We start from the raw sequence: 19,572 nt of genomic DNA, 5'->3' as shown, positions 1-19,572 counted from the left end.
GGTGCGGCCGAGCCTGCGGTGTGCGGGGACCTGGGGCACCGCCGGACCGGGTGGACTGACATGAGAACGAGCGGCGCCCCGCGGGAGGTTCCCGCGGGGCGCCGCTTTTTTGACGGAATGTCAGCCGTTTTTCGGGCGGGTCCGACTCAGGCCTTGCGGGCCCGCGTGGCCTTCTTCGCGGGTGCCGCCTTCTTCGTGGCCGTGTCGGCCTTCTTGGCAGCGGTGCCGTCGGCCCTGACCGTCACCGCCTTCTTCGCCGGGGACTTGGCCGCGGCCGTCTTCCGGGTCGTACCGCCGCGCCGCGCCCTCACCGGCTCGGCGTCGCTGATGCGGTCGGCGCCGAGGATCTCCCTGAGGAACTTGCCGGTGTGGCTCTCCGGAACACCGGCGACCTCCTCCGGCGTGCCCTCGGCGACCACCAGGCCACCGCCGGCGCCGCCCTCCGGGCCCATGTCCACGAGCCAGTCGGCGGTCTTGATCACGTCGAGGTTGTGCTCGATGACGATGACCGTGTTGCCCTTGTCGACGAGTCCGCCGAGCACCTTGAGGAGCTTGCTGATGTCCTCGAAGTGCAGACCGGTGGTCGGCTCGTCCAGGACGTAGACCGTACGTCCGGTGGACCGCTTCTGCAGTTCGCTGGCGAGCTTGACGCGCTGCGCCTCACCGCCGGAGAGGGTGGTGGCGGACTGGCCGAGGCGGACGTAGCCGAGACCGACGTCGTTCAGCGTCCTGAGGTGACGGGAGATCGCCGGGACCGCCTCGAAGAAGTGCATGGCCTCCTCGATCGGCATGTTCAGCACCTCGGCGATGGACTTGCCCTTGTAGTGGACCTCCAGGGTCTCCCGGTTGTACCGGGCGCCGTGGCAGACCTCGCACGGGACGTAGACGTCCGGGAGGAAGTTCATCTCGATCTTGATGGTGCCGTCGCCCGCGCAGTTCTCGCAGCGACCGCCCTTGACGTTGAAGGAGAAGCGGCCGGGCAGGTAACCCCGCACCTTCGCCTCGGTCGTCTCGGCGAACAGCTTGCGGATGTGGTCGAAGACACCGGTGTACGTCGCCGGGTTGGACCGCGGGGTGCGGCCGATCGGCGACTGGTCGACGTGCACGACCTTGTCGACCAGGTCGTCTCCGTCGACGCGGGTGTGCCTGCCGGGGACGTTCCGGGCGCCGTTCAGCTCACGGGCCAGGTGCGTGTACAGGATGTCGTTGACCAGGGTCGACTTGCCGGAGCCGGAGACGCCGGTGACCGCCGTGAACACGCCCAGGGGGAAGGACACGTCGATGTCCTGGAGGTTGTTCTCACGGGCGCCGTGCACGGTGAGCTGACGGGACAGGTCGCGGGGGCGCCGCACCTCCGGCAGCGGGATCGCCTTGCGGCCCGAGAGGTACGCGCCGGTCTGCGACTCCGTGTTGTCGAGCAGCTCCTTCAGGGAGCCGCTGTGCACCACCTTGCCGCCGTGCTCGCCCGCGCCGGGGCCGATGTCCACGATCCAGTCGGCGACCTTGATGGTGTCCTCGTCGTGCTCCACGACGATGAGCGTGTTGCCCATGTCGCGCAGGCGGACCAGGGTCTCGATCAGCCGGTGGTTGTCCCGCTGGTGCAGACCGATGGACGGCTCGTCCAGGACGTACAGGACGCCGACGAGACCGGAGCCGATCTGGGTGGCCAGCCGGATGCGCTGGGCCTCACCGCCGGAGAGGGTGCCGGCCGCGCGGTTCAGCGAGAGGTAGTCGAGGCCCACGTCGACCAGGAAGCGCAGCCGCTCGTTGACCTCCTTCAGGACCCGCTCGGCGATCTTCTTGTCGCGGGCGTTGAGCCTCAGCTCGCCCAGGAAGTCCGCGCAGTCGCTGATCGACATCGCGGAGACCTCGGCGATCGACTTCTCCATGATCGTGACCGCGAGGACGATCGGCTTCAGCCGGGTGCCCTGACAGGACGGACAGGGCACCTCGCGCATGTAGCCCTCGAAGCGCTCACGGCTGGCGTCGCTCTCGGCCTCGCTGTGCCGGCGCTTGACGAACGGCACCGCGCCTTCGAAGGGCGTGGTGTACACGCGCTCGCGGCCGTACCGGTTGCGGTAGCGGACCTCGATCTGCGTCTTGTGACCGTGGAGCAGCGCCTTCCTGGCGCGCTGCGGCAGGCCTGCGAAGGGGATGTCGGCGCGGAAGCCGAGCGCGTCCGCGAGGGCGCCGATGAGGCGGCCGAAGTAGTCCTTGGTGTGGCCGTGCGACCAGGGGTGGATGGCACCCTCGTCCAGGGACTTGTCCGGGTCGGGGACGATCAGCTCCGGGTCGACCTCCATGCGGGTGCCGATGCCGGTGCACTCGGGGCAGGCGCCGAAGGGCGAGTTGAAGGAGAAGGAGCGGGGCTCCAGCTCCTCGAAGGACAGGTCGTCGTACGGGCAGTAGAGGTGCTCCGAGAACATGCGCTCGCGCTCGGGGTCGTCCTCGGGCAGGTCCACGAAGTCGAGCACGACCATGCCGCCGGAGAGGCCGAGGGCCGTCTCGACGGAGTCGGTGAGGCGGCGCTTGGCGGAGTCCTTCACCGTGAGGCGGTCCACGACCACCTCGATGGTGTGCTTCTCCTGCTTCTTCAGGACCGGCGGCTCGGACAGCTGGACGGTCTGCCCGTCCACGCGCGCGCGGGAGTAGCCCTTGGTCTGCAGGTCGGCGAAGAGGTCGACGAACTCCCCCTTGCGCTCGCGCACCAGCGGGGACAGCACCTGGAAGCGGCTGCCCTCGGGCAGCTCCAGGACCTTGTCCACGATGGCCTGCGGCGACTGGCGCGAGATCGGACGGCCGCACTCGGGGCAGTGCGGCTTGCCGATGCGCGCGAAGAGCAGCCGCAGGTAGTCGTAGACCTCGGTGATCGTGCCGACCGTCGAGCGTGGGTTGCGCGAGGTCGACTTCTGGTCGATGGAGACCGCCGGGGAGAGGCCCTCGATGAAGTCGACGTCGGGCTTGTCCATCTGGCCGAGGAACTGCCGGGCGTACGAGGAGAGCGACTCCACGTAGCGGCGCTGGCCCTCCGCGAAGATCGTGTCGAAGGCCAGGGAGGACTTGCCCGACCCGGACAGGCCCGTGAAGACGATGAGCGAGTCACGAGGCAGGTCGAGCGAGACATTCTTCAGGTTGTGCTCGCGCGCGCCACGGACGATGAGACGGTCGGCCACGCCGGTCCGCACCTTTCTTGAGAGAAGTGACAGGGGCGGGGCCCCCGTCTTCTCCAGACTAGGGGGAGCCACTGACAACGCCGGTCGGATTTCCCGGTTGCATAACAACCCCAGGCTCTCCAGCATGCCCGACGCCGCCGTCGACGATATAGCACGTGCATTCGATTCGCGGGCGAGGTCGGCCACCTTCACCCGAAGGTGTGGCCCGACTAGGGTCGGCGCCATGATTGATCACGCTCATGACCTGGTCTGTGTACGTGACGCGACGGATCGGCTCCTCACCGCGGTCTCCGGACTGGACAACGCCTCGCTCGCCGAGCCGTCACGGCTCCCGGGCTGGAGCCGCGGGCACGTCCTCGCCCACCTCGCCCGGAACGCCGACGCGCTGGTGAACGTCCTGGAGGGCCGGCCCATGTACGAGAGCGCCGAGGCGCGGGACGCCGACATCGAGCGCGATGCCCCGCGCACCCTGGAGGCCCAGCTCGCCGACGTGCGGGAGAGCGCGGCCCGCTTCCGGGCCGCCGGGGACGGTCCCGCGGACTGGACGCGCACGGTGGAACTGCGCAACGGGATCACGGACACCGCGTCCCGGGTGCCCTTCCGGCGCTGGGTGGAGGTGGAGCTGCACCACGTCGACCTCGGGATCGGGTACGAGCTGGAGGATCTCCCGGCGGAGTTCCTGGAACGGGAGACGGCGTTCCTCACGCAGCGTTTCTCCGGGCACCCCGATATCCCGGCGACCCGCGTGACGGACGGCACGCGCGCGTGGACCACCGGGCGCGCGGCCGACGCCCCCGGCACCACCGTCACCGGCCGGCCGGCGGACCTGGTGGGCTGGCTCGCCGGACGCCGTGACGGGGCGGCGCTGGAGGTGCGGGGCGGAAGCCTGCCCGCGCTGCCCCCGCTGTAGGCGTTCCGCCCGCGCCGTGGCCGGCCCGCCCCGACGCGGTCTGGACGGCCGCCCGTGCCCTCGCCCGGGCGGCCGTCCACCGGGGGCTCGTCCGCTATAGGCTGCCGCCATGACGTACTCCGGAGAGGTCAAGGTCGGCGGACCGGCGGATGTCCACGAGCTGAAAGACCTGATGATCACCAAGATCGCGGTCGGCCCGATGGACAACAACGCCTACCTGCTGCGCTGCCGGGCCACCGACGAGCAGCTCCTGATCGACGCCGCCAGCGAGGCGGAGACGCTCCTCGGCATGATCGGTGACGACGGCATCGCGTCCGTCGTCACCACGCACCGGCACGGTGACCACTGGCAGGCGCTCGCCGAGGTGGTCGCGGGCACGGCCGCGCGCACGTTCGCCGGCCGCGACGACGCCGACGGCATCCCGGTGCCCACCGACGTCCTCGTCGACGACGGCGACGTGATCAGGGTGGGCCGGGTGGAGCTCACCGCGCGCCATCTGGTCGGGCACACGCCCGGTTCGATCGCGCTGGTCTACGACGACCCGCACGGGCACCCGCACGTCTTCACCGGCGACTGCCTCTTCCCGGGCGGGGTCGGCAACACGCGCAAGGACCCGAAGGCGTTCGCCAGCCTGATCCACGACGTGGAGACGAAGATCTTCGCCGTGCTGCCGGACGAGACGTGGGTCTATCCCGGGCACGGCAACGACACGACGCTGGGCGCGGAACGGCCGCATCTGCCGGAGTGGCACGCGCGCGGGTGGTGATCCGGGACGGGGCCCGGCGCGCGTCCGGGTCCCTCCGGTCACACGGCGCGGACCGTGCGGCGCGCCGCGCCGCCGGGACACGGCGCCCGCAGTCGCGCGCGGGGCGGCTCGCACTCCGGCGCACAGGACGTACGCGCGCCCCACGCACGCCCGTCGGGTCCACGCCGGGCGCGCACTTCGCACACGCGTCCGGCGCGCGGTGCCTTCGTACGCGCCCCGTGTGAATCCTTCGCACGCATCAAGTCCCCGTGTGCACTCGCGCGGAACGCCCGTCCGCTGTCAACTGGTAGCGGCCCCGCGCAGGAATGACGGCTCCTGGGCGGCAGGGCCGCCGGTCTCAACCCCGCCCTCGGCCGGCGGCCCGGGTCAGGGCACACGCGCACCGGCCGCGTACGGCGGAGTTCACACCGCCGCAACACCCGTTCCCAGCATGCGGACAACCACCCGCGTGACATGGACAGACTCGGCGTTCGCTGCCACTCTCCCGCCATGCACCCTGCCCCTCGCGCCCCGCGTCGCGCGGTCGCCGTCGCCACCGTAGCCCTGCTCGCCACCGCTGTCGGCTGTGCGCCGCAGCCCGAGGAGAAGGCATCGGCCGCCCCCTCCGGGTCGGCCGGGGCGGACTGCGCCCCGGGCCGGCTCGCCACGAAGGCGTCCGGGAAGCTGACGATCGCCACGGACGAACCGGCGTACGCCCCCTGGTTCGAGGACGACGAGCCCGCCAACGGCAAGGGCTTCGAGTCGGCGGTCGCCTACGCCGTGGCGAAGCGGCTCGGCTACGGCGGCAACGCGGTCGTCTGGCAGAGCGTCCCGTTCAACAAGGCGTTCGCGCCGGGGGTGAAGACCTTCGACCTCGACATCAACCAGGTGTCGATCAGCGCCGAGCGCAGGAACGCCGTGGACTTCTCCTCCGGCTACTACGACGTGCGCCAGGCGGTCGTCGCGCTCAAGGACGGCAAGGCCGCCCGGGCGACGGGCATAGCGGACCTGAGGAAGCTCAAGCTGGGTGCCCAGGTCGGCACCACGAGCCTCGACTACATCACCGACGTCGTGAAGCCGACGCGGCAGGCCGCCGTCTACGCCAAGAACGACCAGGCCAAGTCCGCCCTGAGGAACGGCCAGGTTGACGCCGTCGTCACCGACCTGCCGACCGCCTTCTACATCACCGCGGCCGAGATCACGAACGCCGAGATCGTCGGCCAGTTCGAGAACCAGGGCGGCGCACCCGAGCAGTTCGGGCTCGTGCTGGACAAGGGCAGCGCGCTGACCCCGTGCGTCAGCCGCGCCGTCGACGCCCTGCGCCGGGACGGCACGCTGGCCCGGCTCGAGAAGCGGTGGCTCTCGGACGCCGTCGACGCCCCGGTGCTCAAGTGACGGTCACCAAGGGCGAGCCGGCCCGTGAGGGGGCGGACGGCGCAGCCGTGTCCGGCGACGCCGGTGACGGCTACGTGCCCTCCGAGCGACGTCTGGCGCGCGAGCGCCACAGACGCGCGCGTACCCGCCGGGCCACGGCCGTCGCGGCCATCTCGACCCTCGTCACCGCAGCCGTGCTCGGCCTGGTCGTCGTCGGCGCACCGGGCTGGCCGCGCACCCGGGAGACCTTCTTCGACGCGCACTACGCGCGCGAGGCGTTGCCGAAGGTCCTCGAAGGGCTGTGGCTGAACGTCCGGCTGCTGCTGGTCTGCGGCGCCGCCGTCCTGGTCCTCGGCATGCTCGTCGCCGTCGCGCGGACACTGCGCGGGCCGGTGTTCTTCCCGCTCCGGGCCCTGGCGGCGGCGTACACCGACTTCTTCCGCGGTCTGCCCCTGATCATCAACCTGATGATCGTCGTCCTCGGCGTGCCGGCGCTGCGGCTGCAGGGCGTGACGGTCGATCCGGTGCTGCTCGGCGGTGCGGCGCTGACGCTGACGTACTCGGCGTACGTGGCGGAGGTGTTCCGGGCCGGCATCGAGTCCGTCCATCCCTCGCAGCGCGCGGCCGCGCGCTCCCTGGGTCTCACCAACAGGCAGGCCCTGCGCCACGTCGTCCTGCCGCAGGCGGTGCGCCGGCAGGTGCCGCCCCTGCTCAACGACCTGGTGTCGCTGCAGAAGGACACCGGCCTCGTGTCCATCGGGGGTGGGGTGGACGCCGTACGCGCCGCAGACATCATCGTGGGCCGCAGTCTGAACTACACGCCGTACATCGTCTCGGGGCTGGTGTTCGTGGCGCTGACCATCCCGATGACCCGGCTCACCGACTGGGTGACGGCCCGGATGGACCGGCAGCGGGCCCAGGGCGGGTCCCTGTGAGCGCCCGGGGAGGATCCATGAACACGTCCTGCGGATCGCCGGGGGACGACGTGCCCGTACTGCGGCTGGAATCCGTCCGGAAGAGCTTCGGCGGCTCGGTCGTCCTGCGGAACGTCGATCTGGAGGTCGCGCCGCACACGGTCACCGCCCTGATCGGCGCCTCCGGCTCCGGCAAGTCCACGCTGCTGCGCTGCGCCAACCTCCTGGAGGAGGTCGACGACGGGGCGATCTGGCTGGACGGCGAGGAGATCACCGACCCTCGCGTGGACCAGGACGCGGTACGGCGCCGCATCGGCGTCGTCTTCCAGGCGTACAACCTCTTCCCGCACCTGACCGTGCTCGACAACATCACGCTCGCCCCGCGCCGGGTGCACGGCCTGTCCCGCGCGGACGCCGAGGCACGCGCCCGGGAGCTGCTGGAGCGCCTCGGGCTGGACGGCCGGGCGGACGCCTACCCGGACCGGCTCAGCGGCGGTCAGCAGCAGCGTGTGGCGATCGTGCGGGCCCTCGCGGTACGGCCCCGGCTGTTGCTGCTCGACGAGATCACGGCCGCGCTCGACCCGGAGCTGGTGGGCGAGGTCCTGGAACTGGTCCGCGGCCTGAAGGACGACGGGATGACCATGGTGCTGGCGACGCACGAGATGGGTTTCGCCCGGGACGTCGCCGACCAGGTCTGCTTCCTGGACGGTGGGGTCGTTCTGGAGCGCGGCACCCCCGAGCAGGTCTTCGGCGACCCGCGCGAGGAGCGCACGCGGCGGTTCCTGCGCCGGATCGTGGAGGCGGGCCGGTTGTAGTCCCCCCGCGGCTCACGCCCCGCTCCGCGCCGTCCCGGCCAGCGCCGCGACCCGCTCCACGGCGAACGCGTAGCCCTGCACCCCGCAGCCGGCGATCACGCCGTCGGCGCGCAGCGAGACGTACGAGTGGTGCCGGAAGGACTCGCGCCGGTGGATGTTGGAGATGTGCACCTCCAGCACGGGCATGCCGTCGCAGGTGTTGAGCGCGTCCAGGATGGCGATCGAGGTGTGCGAGTAGGCCCCGGGGTTGATGACGATCCCGCAGTGGCCGAGACGGGCCTCGTGGATCCAGTCGACCAGTTCGCCCTCGTGGTTGGACTGCCGGAAGTCCACGGTGCCGCCGTGCGCGGCCGCCGCCCCGGCGCACAGCTCCGCCACGTCGGCCAGTGTCTCCCGGCCGTAGATCTCGGGCTGGCGCTGGCCGAGCAGGTTCAGGTTGGGCCCGTTGAGGATCATGATCGGGGCGTTGGCCAGGGTGCGGGGCACGGTTCCTCCGGTCCGTTGGACGCGGCACGTCCGCGGCCGCTGTTCGCCCCGGTCTATCACGCCCGCCCGCGCCCTCGGCGGGCCGTGGGCTCCGTCGCGACGGCGTGCACTCCCGTCCCGCGATCACCTCCGTACGCCCCCGTAACCCTTGATCACTGCGGGTAGTTGACGCGACATGCGCGATGCACACGCAGCGACCTCTCCGTCCATGCCGCGGCTCGCCGCCGCGTCGCTCGCCGGGACGGCGATCGAGTTCTACGATTTCTTCGTCTACGGGACCGCCGCGGCTCTGGTCCTGGGGCCGCTGTTCTTCCCGACGTTCTCGCCGTTCGCGGGGACACTGGCGGCGTTCGGGACGTTCGGGGTGGGTTTCGTGGCGAGACCGCTGGGCTCGGTGCTGTTCGGACACCTCGGGGACCGGCGCGGACGGCGTCCGGTGCTCGTCGCCTCGCTGCTGCTCACCGGTGCCTCCACGGTGGCGGTCGGCTGTGTGCCGTCCTTCGGCTCCATCGGGGTGGCGGCGCCCGTGCTGCTGCTCGTCCTGCGCTTCCTGCAGGGGCTGGGACTCGGTGGTGAGTGGGGCGGGGCGGTGCTGCTGACCGCCGAGCACGCGCCCGCCGGCCGGCGCGCCCTGTGGTCGAGCTTCCCGCAGGTGGGTCCGGCCTTCGGGTTCGTCCTGGCCAACGGGGTGGTGCTCGCGCTGTCGGCGGCACTGAGCGAGGCGGAGTTCGCGCGCTGGGGCTGGCGCGTGCCGTTCTGGGCCGCCGGCGTGCTGGCACTGGCCGGTCTGTGGCTGCGCTCCTCGCTCACGGAGAGCCCCCGGTTCCTGGAGATCGACGACCACGCGCGCGTGCCGTTCGTCGAGGTCGTACGGCACCACGGACGGCTGGTGCTGCTGACGGCGGGGGCGCTGTCGGTGGGCTACGCGGTGTTCTACGCGGTGTCGACCTGGTCGCTGGCGTACGCGACGGAACGGCTCGGTGTGAGCCGTACGGTCATGCTGATGTGCGTCATGGGCGCGGTGCTCGTGCAGGGCGCGCTGACGCCCCTCGTGGCGCTGTGCGGTGACCGGTACGGGCGTCGGACCATGTGCCTGACGGGGTGCACCGCCTGCGTCCTGTGGATGATGCCGATGGTCGCGCTGCTGGCGACCGGTGAACCGCTGCTGATGTTCCTCGCCATCCTGGGCGCCCTGCTCGCCTTCATCACCATGTTCGCGGTGATCGCCGCCTACCTGCCGGAGCTGTACGAGCCCCGGGTGCGCTGCACGGGCGCCGCCGTCGGCTACAACCTCGGCGGGGTGATCGGCGGCGCCCTCACCCCGATCGTCGCCACGGCGCTCGCGGAACACGGCGGGCGGGTGCCGTGGGGTGTGGGCGCCTATCTGACGGGCATGGCGCTGCTCAGCCTGGGCTGCTTCGCGCTGCTGCCGGAGACGCGGCCGGCGCCGGTGCCGGCGGGCGAGCCGGTCACCGGCTGATCCGGCACCCTGGGTGGGCCTCCGGCTACGGATTGATCGCCAGTTCCAGGTAGGCCCCGAACAGCACCAGGTGGACGCCGCCCTGCAAGGGGGTCGCCCGGCCCGGCACCACCGTCAGGGAGGCGACCACCACGGTCAGCGCGAGCAGCAGCATGTGGGTCGATCCGAGGCCGAGGACCAGCGGGCCGGTCAGCCAGACGGAGGCGAGCGCCACGGCCGGGATGGTCAGTCCGATGCTGGCCATCGCGGAGCCGAGCGCCAGGTTGAGGCTGGTCTGCACCCGGTCCCGGCGGGCGGAGCGCAGCGCGGCGATCGTCTCCGGCAACAGGACGAGCAGGGCGATGATCACGCCGACCACCGCGTGCGGCAGGCCCGCGGCGGCCACGCCCGACTCGATCGTGGGTGACACGCCTTTGGCCAGGCCGACGACTCCGATCAGGGCCAGCCCGAGCAGGGCGAGGCTGGTCCAGGCAGCCCGCGCGGACGGCGGTGAGGCGTGGCCGTCGCCCGTGATGACCTCGCCCTGCCGGGTGATGGGCAGGAAGTAGTCGCGGTGGCGCACGGTCTGCGTGGTCACGAACAACCCGTACAGGATCAGTGAGGACAGCGCGGCGAAGGTCAGCTGCACGGAGGAGAACTCGGGTCCGGGCTTGCTGGTGGTGAACGTCGGCAGCACCAGGCTGAGCGTCGCCAGCGTGGCCACGGTCGCCAGCGCGGCGCCGGTCCCCTCGGGGTTGAAGACCGCCGTGCCGTGCCGCAGCGAGGCGACGAGCAGGCAGAGCCCCACGATGCCGTTGCAGGTGATCATCACGGCGGCGAACACGGTGTCCCGGGCCAGGGTGGAACCCTTGGCACCGCCGTCGGCCATGAGGGTGACGATCAGGGCCACCTCGATGATCGTGACGGCGATGGCGAGCACCAGGGAGCCGAAGGGCTCACCGACCCGGTGGGCGATCACCTCGGCGTGGTGCACCGCCGACAGGACGGCGCCGGCGAGGACGAGGGTGATCACACCGACGACGACGCCCGGCAGGCTCCGGCCCCAGGTGAGGATCAGCAGGACGACCGCGAGCACCGGCACGAGCGTCGTCCATTGACGGGTGAGCGACCGGAGCCGAGTGATCATGCCGCGATGGTCGCAGAGGCTTACAGGGTTCGCATGTCGTTCTTTCCGGATACCTCTCATCCTTTCCGCTGCGGGGCCCGGTGCCGGTGGGACCGGACCCCCGCGTCGTATCGGGGACAGCGCTCGCAGTCGCTGCGGTCATTGCGCGGTCGGGGGCTTGCGTGGCCGCGCGGTCAAAGGTCGGCCGTGTCCTTCCGGCCGCCGTCGGCGTCCGCCGCCTCGCCTGTCGCCTGCCTGCGGTTGGCGAGCAGGCTGGTGAACGTGGTGACGGCGAGGACCGCGCAGATCACGCCGAGCGAGACGGGGATGCCGATCTCGGGCACCTGCACACCGGACTCGTGCAGGGCGTGCAGCACCAGCTTGACGCCGATGAAGCCGAGGATGATCGACAGCCCGTACGAGAGGTGCACCAGCTTCCTGAGCAGCCCGCCGATGAGGAAGTACAGCTGGCGCAGACCCATCAGGGCGAAGGCGTTGGCGGTGAAGACGATGTACGGGTCCTGGGTGAGTCCGAAGATCGCGGGTATGGAGTCCAGGGCGAACAGCACGTCCGTGGTGCCGATGGCGAGCATCACGACCAGCATCGGGGTCATGACGCGCTTGCCGTTCTGCTGGATCCACAGCTTGGTGCCGTGGTAGCGGTCCGCCACGCCGAACCTGCGCTCCACGGCCTTCAGCAGCTTGTTCTCCTCGTACGCCTCGTCCTCCTCGTCGGCGCGGGCCTCCTGGATGAGCTTCCAGGCGGTCCAGATGAGGAAGGCGCCGAAGAGGTAGAACACCCAGGAGAAGCTGGCGAGGATCGCGGCCCCGGCGGCGATGAAGACGGCGCGCAGGACGAGGGCTATCAGCACGCCGACGAGCAGGACGCGCTGCTGGTACTGGGCGGGCACCGCGAACTTCGCCATGATCAGGACGAAGACGAAGAGGTTGTCGACGCTCAGGGACTTCTCGGTGATGAAGCCGGCGAAGAACTCCCCGGCGGGCTGCCCGCCTCCGAAGACGAGGAGGCCGAGACCGAACAGGCCGGCCAGGGCGACCCAGACGACCGTCCAGATGCCCGCTTCCTTGATCGACACTTCGTGCGGCTTGCGGCCGATGAAGAAATCGACGGCGATCAGGGCCGCGAGGCCCGCGATGGTGAGGCCCCACAGGGCCATGGAGACTTCCACTGCACCTCCGGCATTGCATGACGGCAAACACATCAGCGTTGTCGCTGCCGGAGGTCTCTTCCACCCGGTACGGGCCGGCGCCCCGGGACCTCGAAACGGTCCGTACTGACGGGTGCGCCGCAGTCAGGGAGTACTCCCCTCCGCACGTAAAACGGTACCCAATCGCCAAGGAAAGGTAAAGGGTTTAGTAAAAGAAACTCCAAAACCGCAGCTCAGATCAGCTTTACTCGTGCTTGGGGAGTGCTCTCGCCACCTCCGCGAGCACCTCCCGCAGGATTGGGCTGCCGACCGGGACCAGCGAGGGCTCGAAGGTCCAGGCGTGGCCGATCCACGGGTCGGCGAGATGGTCGGTGGGCACCGGAGTCAGTCGCATCAGCGAACGCCACAGCGGGTCCAGCAACGGACCGTAGGCGGCGGCGTCCTCCCGGTCGGCGACCAGCAGAAGGTGGATGCCGACGGCCGGACCCTCGTCCGCGAGGTAGCGGAGCCGGGTCACCGACCGCTCGTCGAACCCGTGCGGGAAGTCGTTGACGATCAGAAGCTGCCGCGCGGTGTCCACATCCGCCGGCAGGGACCCGGCCGCGCCGCCGCGCACCGCCATCTGCACCAGGTCGACCCGCCGGGTGAGCTGCTCCAGCAACCGCGTGATCCCCGCGGCTCCCGTGGCGGGCGGGGCCGGCAGCACCCCGGCCTGCGTCAGCGGCCGCAGCGCCTGGAAAGCGGCCCCGGCCGGATCGACGACCCGCACGGCGACCTCCCCGGGCGGATGCGTGGCGAGGAGGCGTGCGGCGAGGGCGACCGCCGCCTCGGCGGCCAGGTGCCGCAGGTCGGCGGAGGCCGTCGAGTCGTCCGAGGCCGCTGCCGTCGGGCCGCTGTCGATCCATATGCCGCGCTCCAGCGGCAGCCTGACCAGCAGCGGGATGCGCAGTGCGGGGCTCTCGGGCAGGTGCAGATCGCCGAGCCGCAGCGCCATCGGAGGCTCGGCCGGGGTGCGGTGGACGAGCCAGGCGGGGCTGTCCCAGCGGGCGTAGGCGGGCGGGAGTGCGGGCTCGACCACCTCGGCCTCCGCGGTGAGCTGGGCCAGGTCGCGGTCGAGGGCCGCCCGCGCCCGGTCCGCCAGCAGGGTGCGTCGTGCGTGCGCCGCCTCGCGGGCGGCGTCGCCCGCCGTCCCGAGCCGTTGCCGCGGATCGGCGAGGGCCCGGTCCAGCTCCTTCGCCAGACGGGAGTCGGCGTGCTCGACGGCACCGCGGTATGCCGCGGTGGCGCGGGCCAGGTCCTCGAACATGCCCCAGACCTGGTTGTACAGCCGCTCGTCCATCGACCAGCCGACGGCGTCTCCGGCGACGGGCCGGGCGTGCCGCCCGTCGTCGGCCGAGGGGGCCGGAGCCGGGGGCGGCGACGGAGTCCGGCGGGGGTGCGTGTAGTCGACCGGGCCGCCAGGGTTCGGCGAGCCCGCGCCACCGCCACCGTTCCGCGCGCCCGTGCTCCCGTCACCGTCCGGGTCGCGCGGGCCGAGCCGGTGGGCCGGTTCTTCCGGCCCGGGAACGGAGGCGGTCACGGGGGCGGAGGCGGAGGCGGACACGGCGGGCGGCGCGGAACCCTCCGGAGCCTCGGGAGCGGAGGGGGTCTGCGCGGCGGAGGAAGCGGCGGAGGTGTGCGGAGCCGTAGGCGTCGGACGCCCCGTACCGGACCGGGCCGCCGCGGCCGGGGCCGTGCCCGGGGCCGATTCGGCCGACGGCCCGGCCGCCTGCCGGGACGAATCGCTCGCGGCCGCCTCGTGCATGGCCGCCGCGAGGGCCGCGGGGTCGCACAGTCCCCGGTCGGCGAGCAGCGCGGGCAGACCGTCCGCGTAGCCCTGGCCCATCGCCCGTACTTTCCAGCCGCCCTGCCTGCGGTACAGCTCCAGCGCGACCACGGCCGACTCGGCGTCCAGGCCGGTGAGGGTGTAGCAGGCGATGTCGGTGCCGTCGGAGCCGGTCACCGTGGCGTGCGGGGCCGGGGCGGCCCCGAAGCGGAGCGGCCCCGAGCCTCGGGCCGGCAGGGCGAGGAACACGTCGACGCGGTGCACGGCCGCCGGCAGGGAGGCGAGGTCGACGCGCATACGGTGCTCGGCGGCGGCCTGCCGGGGCACCTCGACGCCGGGCAGGGCGGCGGCGCCGGGATGGACCACCCACTGGTCGCCGGGCACCGTGCCGTACTCGTCGCCCAGTGCGGCACCGGCCAGGACCGGCACTCCGGCGGAGATCCTGATCTCCAGCCGGGCCTCGGACAGCGGATGGTTCTGCCCCCGCACCAGCTCGGCCGCCATCGCCGTCGCCCCCCCTGCGTCGTTCCGTCGTGCGTACGCGCCCGCGGTGAGCGGGCGGTGCGGTCCTACAGGTGCGGGACGATCGCCGGCATCAGGTCCTGGAAGGTGCGGCCGTTGGCCGGGGAGCCGATGGCGGTCATCGTCCAGCCGGAGCCCGCCCGGTGCACCTTGGCCATGATCTGGGCGGTGTACTCGCCGCCTCCGGCCAGGGTGTAGCGGGCGAGTTCCTGGCCGTTGGTCTCGTCCACGAGCCGGCAGAACGCGTTCTGCACCTCCTGGAAGGTCTGGCCGGTGAAGGAGTTCACGGTGAAGACGATCTGGTCGATGTGGACCGGCACGCGCTGGAGGTCGACCAGGATCGCCTCGTCGTCCCCGCCCTGGCCGGCGCCGCCGACGAGGTTGTCACCGGTGTGGCGGACGGAACCGTCGTCGCTCACCAGGTGGCGGAAGAAGACGACGTCCTTGGGCTCACCGCCGGCGAAGAGGACCGCGGAGGCGTCCAGGTCGATCTCGCGGGTGCGGGAGCCGAACAGTCCGCGTCGCTTGGCCGCCTGCCAGCCCAGCCCCATGCGGACCGCGGACAGGGAGCCTCCGTCCTTCTTCTCCAGGCTGATGGCCTGACCCTTGGACAAGTTGACGGACACGGCTGGATCCCCTCTCGACGTTCCCCGGTTGCCGCGCCGAGCCGGTTGCCGTTCGCTGCGCGGTTGTCCCGAACCCTACGCAGGGCCCCCGAACCTGCCGACCCCGGCCCGCGCTTTTGTGTCGTTGTTGCAACACTTGGCGGATATGCCGCGGCCGGCAGGCGGAGGCGATGCCTCAGGCGAGGCCGGCCTCCCTCATCTGGCGCAGCTCCTTCTTCATCTCGGAGACCTCGTCGCGCAGCCGGGCCGCGATCTCGAACTGCAGCTCCGCCGCGGCGGCGCGCATCCGCTCGGTCATCTCCTCGATCTGTCCGGCGAGTTCGGCCGCCGGGCGGTCCGTCGGCACCGCCGCGTCCTTCGCGGCCTTGGCGCTCTTGCCGGCCTTCGCTCCCTTGGCCGCTTTGTCGCCGAGCGACGGTACGGGTGCCTTCGCGCCCTTGCCGTCCTTCGTCTTGCGGTAACCGGAACCGAGGAGCTGCTCGGTGTCGACCTCCTCGCGGGCGATCTGCGCGACGATGTCGTTGATCTTCTTGCGCAGCGGCTGCGGGTCGATCCCGTTCGCCTTGTTGTAGGCGATCTGCTTCTCCCGGCGGCGGTTGGTCTCGTCGATGGCCCGCTCCATCGCCGGAGTGATCTTGTCGGCGTACATGTGGACCTGGCCGGAGACGTTGCGCGCCGCGCGGCCGATCGTCTGGATCAGCGAGGTGCCGGAGCGCAGGAAGCCCTCCTTGTCGGCGTCCAGGATCGCCACCAGGGACACCTCGGGCAGGTCGAGGCCCTCGCGGAGGAGGTTGATGCCGACCAGGACGTCGTACTCGCCGGCACGCAGCTCGCGCAGCAGCTCGACGCGGCGCAGGGTGTCCACGTCGCTGTGCAGGTAGCGCACCTGGATGCCGAGTTCCAGGAAGTAGTCGGTGAGGTCCTCGGCCATCTTCTTGGTGAGGGTGGTGACGAGGACGCGCTCGTCCTTCTCGGTGCGCTTGCGGATCTCGTGCACCAGGTCGTCGATCTGGCCCTCGGTCGGCTTGACCACGACCTCCGGGTCGACCAGGCCGGTGGGACGGATGATCTGCTCGACGACGCCGTCCCCGCGGGACAGCTCGTAGGCGCCCGGGGTCGCCGACAGGTAGACCGTCTGCCCGATGCGCTCCTGGAACTCCTCCCACTTCAGGGGACGGTTGTCCAGGGCGGAGGGCAGGCGGAAGCCGTGGTCCACCAGGGTGCGCTTGCGGGAGGCGTCGCCCTCGTACATGGCGCCGATCTGCGGGACGGTGACGTGCGACTCGTCGATGACGAGCAGGAAGTCGTCCGGGAAGTAGTCCAGCAGCGTGTTGGGCGCGGAGCCGGGCGGGCGGCCGTCGAAGTGCATCGAGTAGTTCTCCACGCCCGAGCAGGTGCCGATCTGGCGGAGCATCTCGATGTCGTACGTGGTGCGCATCCGCAGCCGCTGCGCCTCCAGGAGCTTGCCCTGTTTCTCCAGCTCGGCCAGGCGCTCCCCCAGCTCCTTCTCGATGTCGTTGACGGCCCGCTCCATGCGCTCGGGACCGGCGACGTAGTGCGAGGCGGGGAAGACGTAGAGCTGCCGGTCGTCGCTGATGATCTCGCCGGTGAGCGGGTGGAGCGTGGACAGCGCCTCGATCTCGTCGCCGAACATCTCGATGCGGACGGCCAGCTCCTCGTAGACCGGGAAGATCTCGATGGTGTCGCCGCGGACCCGGAAGGTGCCGCGGGTGAAGGCCAGGTCGTTGCGCGTGTACTGGATGTCGACGAAGCGGCGCAGCAGCTCGTCCCGGTCGATCTCGTCGCCGACCCGCAGGGGGACCATGCGGTCCACGTACTCCTGTGGCGTACCGAGGCCGTAGATGCAGGACACCGAGGCGACCACGACGACGTCACGGCGGGTGAGCAGTGAGTTCGTCGCCGAGTGGCGCAGCCGCTCGACCTCCTCGTTGATCGAGGAGTCCTTCTCGATGTAGGTGTCCGACTGCGGGACGTACGCCTCGGGCTGGTAGTAGTCGTAGTACGACACGAAGTACTCGACCGCGTTGTTCGGGAGGAGCTCGCGGAACTCGTTGGCCAGCTGGGCGGCCAGCGTCTTGTTCGGCGCCATCACGAGCGTGGGGCGCTGGAGCTTCTCGATCATCCACGCGGTGGTGGCGGACTTGCCGGTGCCGGTCGCGCCCAGCAGGACGACGTCCTTCTCGCCGGCCTCGATGCGCTTGGCCAGGTCGGCGATGGCCGTCGGCTGGTCACCGCTGGGCTGGTAGGGGCTGACGACCTCGAGGGGCGCCACCGTGCGTTCGATGTGGGAAACGGGCCGCATGCCATCAACCGTACGACCCCGCACTGACAACGGGTCGCGGTCAGCGGTTCTGCGGGGTGCGCACGCCGTGGTGCTCGGGCCGCCGGGTGGGCCCGCGCCCCTGGTGAGGACCGGGGCGGCGGTCAGCGTGGGGGCCGACGGCGGCGGCCGGGACGCCCGGTTTGTGCTCGACGGGCCGCCAGTCGGGCCGGCCCGCGACCATCAGGGGGTCGAAGACCACGATGACACCGGCGAGGATCAGGAAGGCGAGCGGGCCGATCAGCATGGGAAGGAGGGTGGACGCCTCGGGTACGCCCCCGGCCGCCGGCTGGGTGGGGCCGTCGAGGTGAACCTCGAGGGCGGCCATCCCGGTGTAGTGCATGCCGCTGACCGCGAGCCCCATGACGAGGCTCGCCCCCACGCTCCACGTGAAGCCCCGGACCTGGCCGGCGGCCCACAGGGCGGTGGTGGCCGCCACGACAGCTATGACGACGGAGGTGGTGACGGTGTAGGTGTTGTAGATGAACCGTCCGTGGAAGCGGACGCCCGCCATGCCCAGGTAGTGCATCGAGGCGACGCCCAGACCGGTGATCGTTCCGCCGGTGAAGAGCGGGGCCCCGGTGGCGCCCCGGTAGCCGACGATGAAGATCCCGACGCCGACCATGACGATGGCGAGCGCGAGGCTCGCGTAGGTGATCGGCCCGTCGTAGTGGATCGGCGTCTCCGCGATGCTGAAGCCCGTCATGGCGACGAAGTGCATGGTCCAGATGCCGGACCCGATCGCCGCCGAACCGAGGGCCAGCCAGGCGGGGCGCCGGTAGTGCGTGACCAGCAGGGATCGTGTGGTGCAGCGCAGGCCGAGGGCGCCGCCCAGGCAGGCCATCAGGTAGGCCACCAACGGGGTGACGGCCCCGTAGCTGAATCCGTCGACCGTGCCTTGCATCCGCGGCTGTCCTTCCGCCGTGTCGCGTCCTGGATTAGTTGAACATGCCCCCGTCCCAGGACCGCGCGGGCGGTTCAGGGTGTCGCAGAGAGTATGACCCCCACCGGAACGGTCGAACGACTTTCCGGCAAAGAAACACGTCCTTGTCGCATATGTGAGGCACTGGTGAGCGGTCCTGGCCGACTGCGTACCGTGTGTGCCCGCCGTGCGCCCGTGTGCCGCCGCTCCCGGGCTGTCACGCTGGTGCTGTGAGAATTCTCCGGATGCGAGGAGTGCGCATGTACGTACGCGTGGTCGCCGCCGCGGTCGCCGCGGCCCCGGGGGCGGCCGCGGCCCTGCTGGGCCCCGGCACGGACGCCCGGGCCGGTGAGCACGGCGCGTACACGGTGGTCGCCCACCGGGGCGCCTCCGCCTACGCGCCCGAGAACACGCTGGCCGCCGTCGACAAGGCCGCCGAGCTGGGCTTCTCCTGGGTCGAGAACGATGTCCAGCGCACCAAGGACGGTGAGCTGGTCGTCCTGCACGACGACAGCCTGAAGCGCACCACGAACGTCGAGGACGTCTTCCCGGGCCGGGCGCCGTGGAAGGTGCGGGACTTCACGGCCGCCGAGATCGCCCGGCTGGACGCCGGGAGCTGGTTCTCCTCCGCGTACGCGGGCGCACGCGTACCGACGCTGAAGCAGTACATGCGCCGGGTCGAGCGCGACCACGAGAAGCTGCTCCTGGAGGTCAAGAACCCGGAGCTGTACCCGGGCATCGAGCGGCAGACGCTCAGGCTGCTCGGCAACGAGGGCTGGCTGGACCGCGCGCACCGGGGCCGGCTGATCGTGCAGAGCTTCAGCGTCGCCAGCGTGCGTGCCGTGCACGATCTCAAGCCGGCCGTCACCACCGCCTACCTCGGCAAGCCGCCCGTGGCGCAGCTGAACCGGTTCGCACGCTTCGCGGACCTGGTCAATCCCTCGTACGCCTCGCTCACCAAGGGCTACGTCTCGGCGGTGCACTCCGTCGCCGGGCCGCACGGCCGGCCGCTCAGGGTGTTCGCCTGGACGGTGGACGACGCGGCGACCGCCCGCAAGGTCGCCGGTTACGGGGTCGACGGGGTCATCTCCAACAAGCCGGACACGGTGCGGGCGGCGCTCGGCGCGAACTGAGCCGGGAGGGCGTTGTCAGTGGCGGGCCGTAC

15 protein-coding genes are annotated in these 19,572 nt (G+C 71.3%); 7 read left to right on the top strand and 8 right to left on the bottom strand.

All coding sequences use genetic code 11. From position 1 onward, the window contains the following. Positions 1 to 146 precede the first annotated feature (146 nt). On the bottom strand, positions 147 to 3,173 hold the full coding sequence (gene uvrA / locus ACZ4K2_RS29585) for an excinuclease ABC subunit UvrA (RefSeq protein ID WP_467469667.1): 3,027 nt from the start codon (positions 3,171 to 3,173) through the stop codon (positions 147 to 149). 223 nt (positions 3,174 to 3,396) lie between these two features. Between uvrA and ACZ4K2_RS29580 the strand changes: the two genes are divergently transcribed. The 5 genes from ACZ4K2_RS29580 (at position 3,397) to ACZ4K2_RS29560 (ending at position 7,931) form a co-directional block, all read left to right on the top strand. Further along, positions 3,397 to 4,083 (top strand): maleylpyruvate isomerase family mycothiol-dependent enzyme, encoded by a 687-nt coding sequence (locus tag ACZ4K2_RS29580; RefSeq protein ID WP_467469665.1) that lies wholly within the window; start codon positions 3,397 to 3,399, stop codon positions 4,081 to 4,083. A 109-nt stretch (positions 4,084 to 4,192) separates the two neighbouring features. Then, positions 4,193 to 4,849 carry an MBL fold metallo-hydrolase gene (locus tag ACZ4K2_RS29575; RefSeq protein WP_467469663.1) on the top strand — a complete coding sequence of 219 codons (657 nt, stop codon included), beginning with the start codon at positions 4,193 to 4,195 and terminating at the stop codon, positions 4,847 to 4,849. A 489-nt stretch (positions 4,850 to 5,338) separates the two neighbouring features. After that, positions 5,339 to 6,223, top strand: a complete 885-nt coding sequence (locus ACZ4K2_RS29570) for an ABC transporter substrate-binding protein (protein WP_467469661.1) — start codon at positions 5,339 to 5,341, stop codon at positions 6,221 to 6,223. Beyond that, a complete protein-coding gene (locus ACZ4K2_RS29565; RefSeq protein ID WP_467469659.1) occupies positions 6,220 to 7,137 on the top strand; it encodes an amino acid ABC transporter permease in 918 nt (305 codons plus the stop codon). The genes ACZ4K2_RS29570 and ACZ4K2_RS29565 overlap by 4 nt, the downstream gene beginning before the upstream one ends. 17 nt (positions 7,138 to 7,154) lie before the next feature. Continuing rightward, positions 7,155 to 7,931: an amino acid ABC transporter ATP-binding protein gene (locus ACZ4K2_RS29560; RefSeq protein WP_467469657.1), complete on the top strand. Its 777-nt coding sequence runs from the start codon at positions 7,155 to 7,157 to the stop codon at positions 7,929 to 7,931. A gap of 12 nt (positions 7,932 to 7,943) precedes the next feature. Here the strand turns inward: ACZ4K2_RS29560 and aroQ are convergent, their stop codons facing one another. Continuing rightward, positions 7,944 to 8,417 (bottom strand): type II 3-dehydroquinate dehydratase, encoded by a 474-nt coding sequence (gene aroQ / locus ACZ4K2_RS29555; RefSeq protein ID WP_467469655.1) that lies wholly within the window; start codon positions 8,415 to 8,417, stop codon positions 7,944 to 7,946. 208 nt (positions 8,418 to 8,625) lie between these two features. Between aroQ and ACZ4K2_RS29550 the strand changes: the two genes are divergently transcribed. Next, positions 8,626 to 9,897 carry an MFS transporter gene (locus ACZ4K2_RS29550; protein ID WP_467469736.1) on the top strand — a complete coding sequence of 424 codons (1,272 nt, stop codon included), beginning with the start codon at positions 8,626 to 8,628 and terminating at the stop codon, positions 9,895 to 9,897. 25 nt (positions 9,898 to 9,922) lie between these two features. Here ACZ4K2_RS29550 and ACZ4K2_RS29545 read toward each other — a convergent pair whose 3' ends face one another. The 6 genes from ACZ4K2_RS29545 to ACZ4K2_RS29520 all read right to left on the bottom strand — a co-directional run bounded on the left by ACZ4K2_RS29545 (position 9,923) and on the right by ACZ4K2_RS29520 (position 18,389). Further along, the gene (locus ACZ4K2_RS29545) at positions 9,923 to 11,023 is read right to left on the bottom strand and encodes a calcium:cation antiporter (RefSeq protein ID WP_467469653.1); all 1,101 of its coding nucleotides are present in this window, start codon (positions 11,021 to 11,023) and stop codon (positions 9,923 to 9,925) included. Between the two features lie 173 nt (positions 11,024 to 11,196). Continuing rightward, positions 11,197 to 12,180 carry a TerC family protein gene (locus tag ACZ4K2_RS29540; protein ID WP_467469651.1) on the bottom strand — a complete coding sequence of 328 codons (984 nt, stop codon included), beginning with the start codon at positions 12,178 to 12,180 and terminating at the stop codon, positions 11,197 to 11,199. A gap of 235 nt (positions 12,181 to 12,415) precedes the next feature. Continuing rightward, positions 12,416 to 14,500: a TerD family protein gene (locus tag ACZ4K2_RS29535; protein WP_467469649.1), complete on the bottom strand. Its 2,085-nt coding sequence runs from the start codon at positions 14,498 to 14,500 to the stop codon at positions 12,416 to 12,418. Positions 14,501 to 14,565: 65 nt separating this feature from the next. Continuing rightward, a complete protein-coding gene (locus tag ACZ4K2_RS29530; RefSeq protein WP_467469647.1) occupies positions 14,566 to 15,144 on the bottom strand; it encodes a TerD family protein in 579 nt (192 codons plus the stop codon). A 175-nt stretch (positions 15,145 to 15,319) separates the two neighbouring features. Beyond that, positions 15,320 to 17,467, bottom strand: coding sequence for an excinuclease ABC subunit UvrB (gene uvrB, locus ACZ4K2_RS29525; protein WP_467469646.1), 2,148 nt, complete (start codon positions 17,465 to 17,467; stop codon positions 15,320 to 15,322). A gap of 40 nt (positions 17,468 to 17,507) precedes the next feature. Then, positions 17,508 to 18,389 (bottom strand): MHYT domain-containing protein, encoded by an 882-nt coding sequence (locus ACZ4K2_RS29520; protein ID WP_467469644.1) that lies wholly within the window; start codon positions 18,387 to 18,389, stop codon positions 17,508 to 17,510. A 278-nt stretch (positions 18,390 to 18,667) separates the two neighbouring features. Here ACZ4K2_RS29520 and ACZ4K2_RS29515 point away from each other — a divergent pair, with 278 nt between their 5' ends. Next, positions 18,668 to 19,540: a glycerophosphodiester phosphodiesterase gene (locus ACZ4K2_RS29515; protein WP_467469642.1), complete on the top strand. Its 873-nt coding sequence runs from the start codon at positions 18,668 to 18,670 to the stop codon at positions 19,538 to 19,540. The last annotated feature ends 32 nt before the right edge of the window (positions 19,541 to 19,572 follow it).

It is taken from the genome of Streptomyces sp. NPDC025833 (assembly GCF_055558055.1).
Note: the sequence above shows the minus strand (reverse complement) of the source record. Positions and strands in the feature narration are given on the sequence as shown.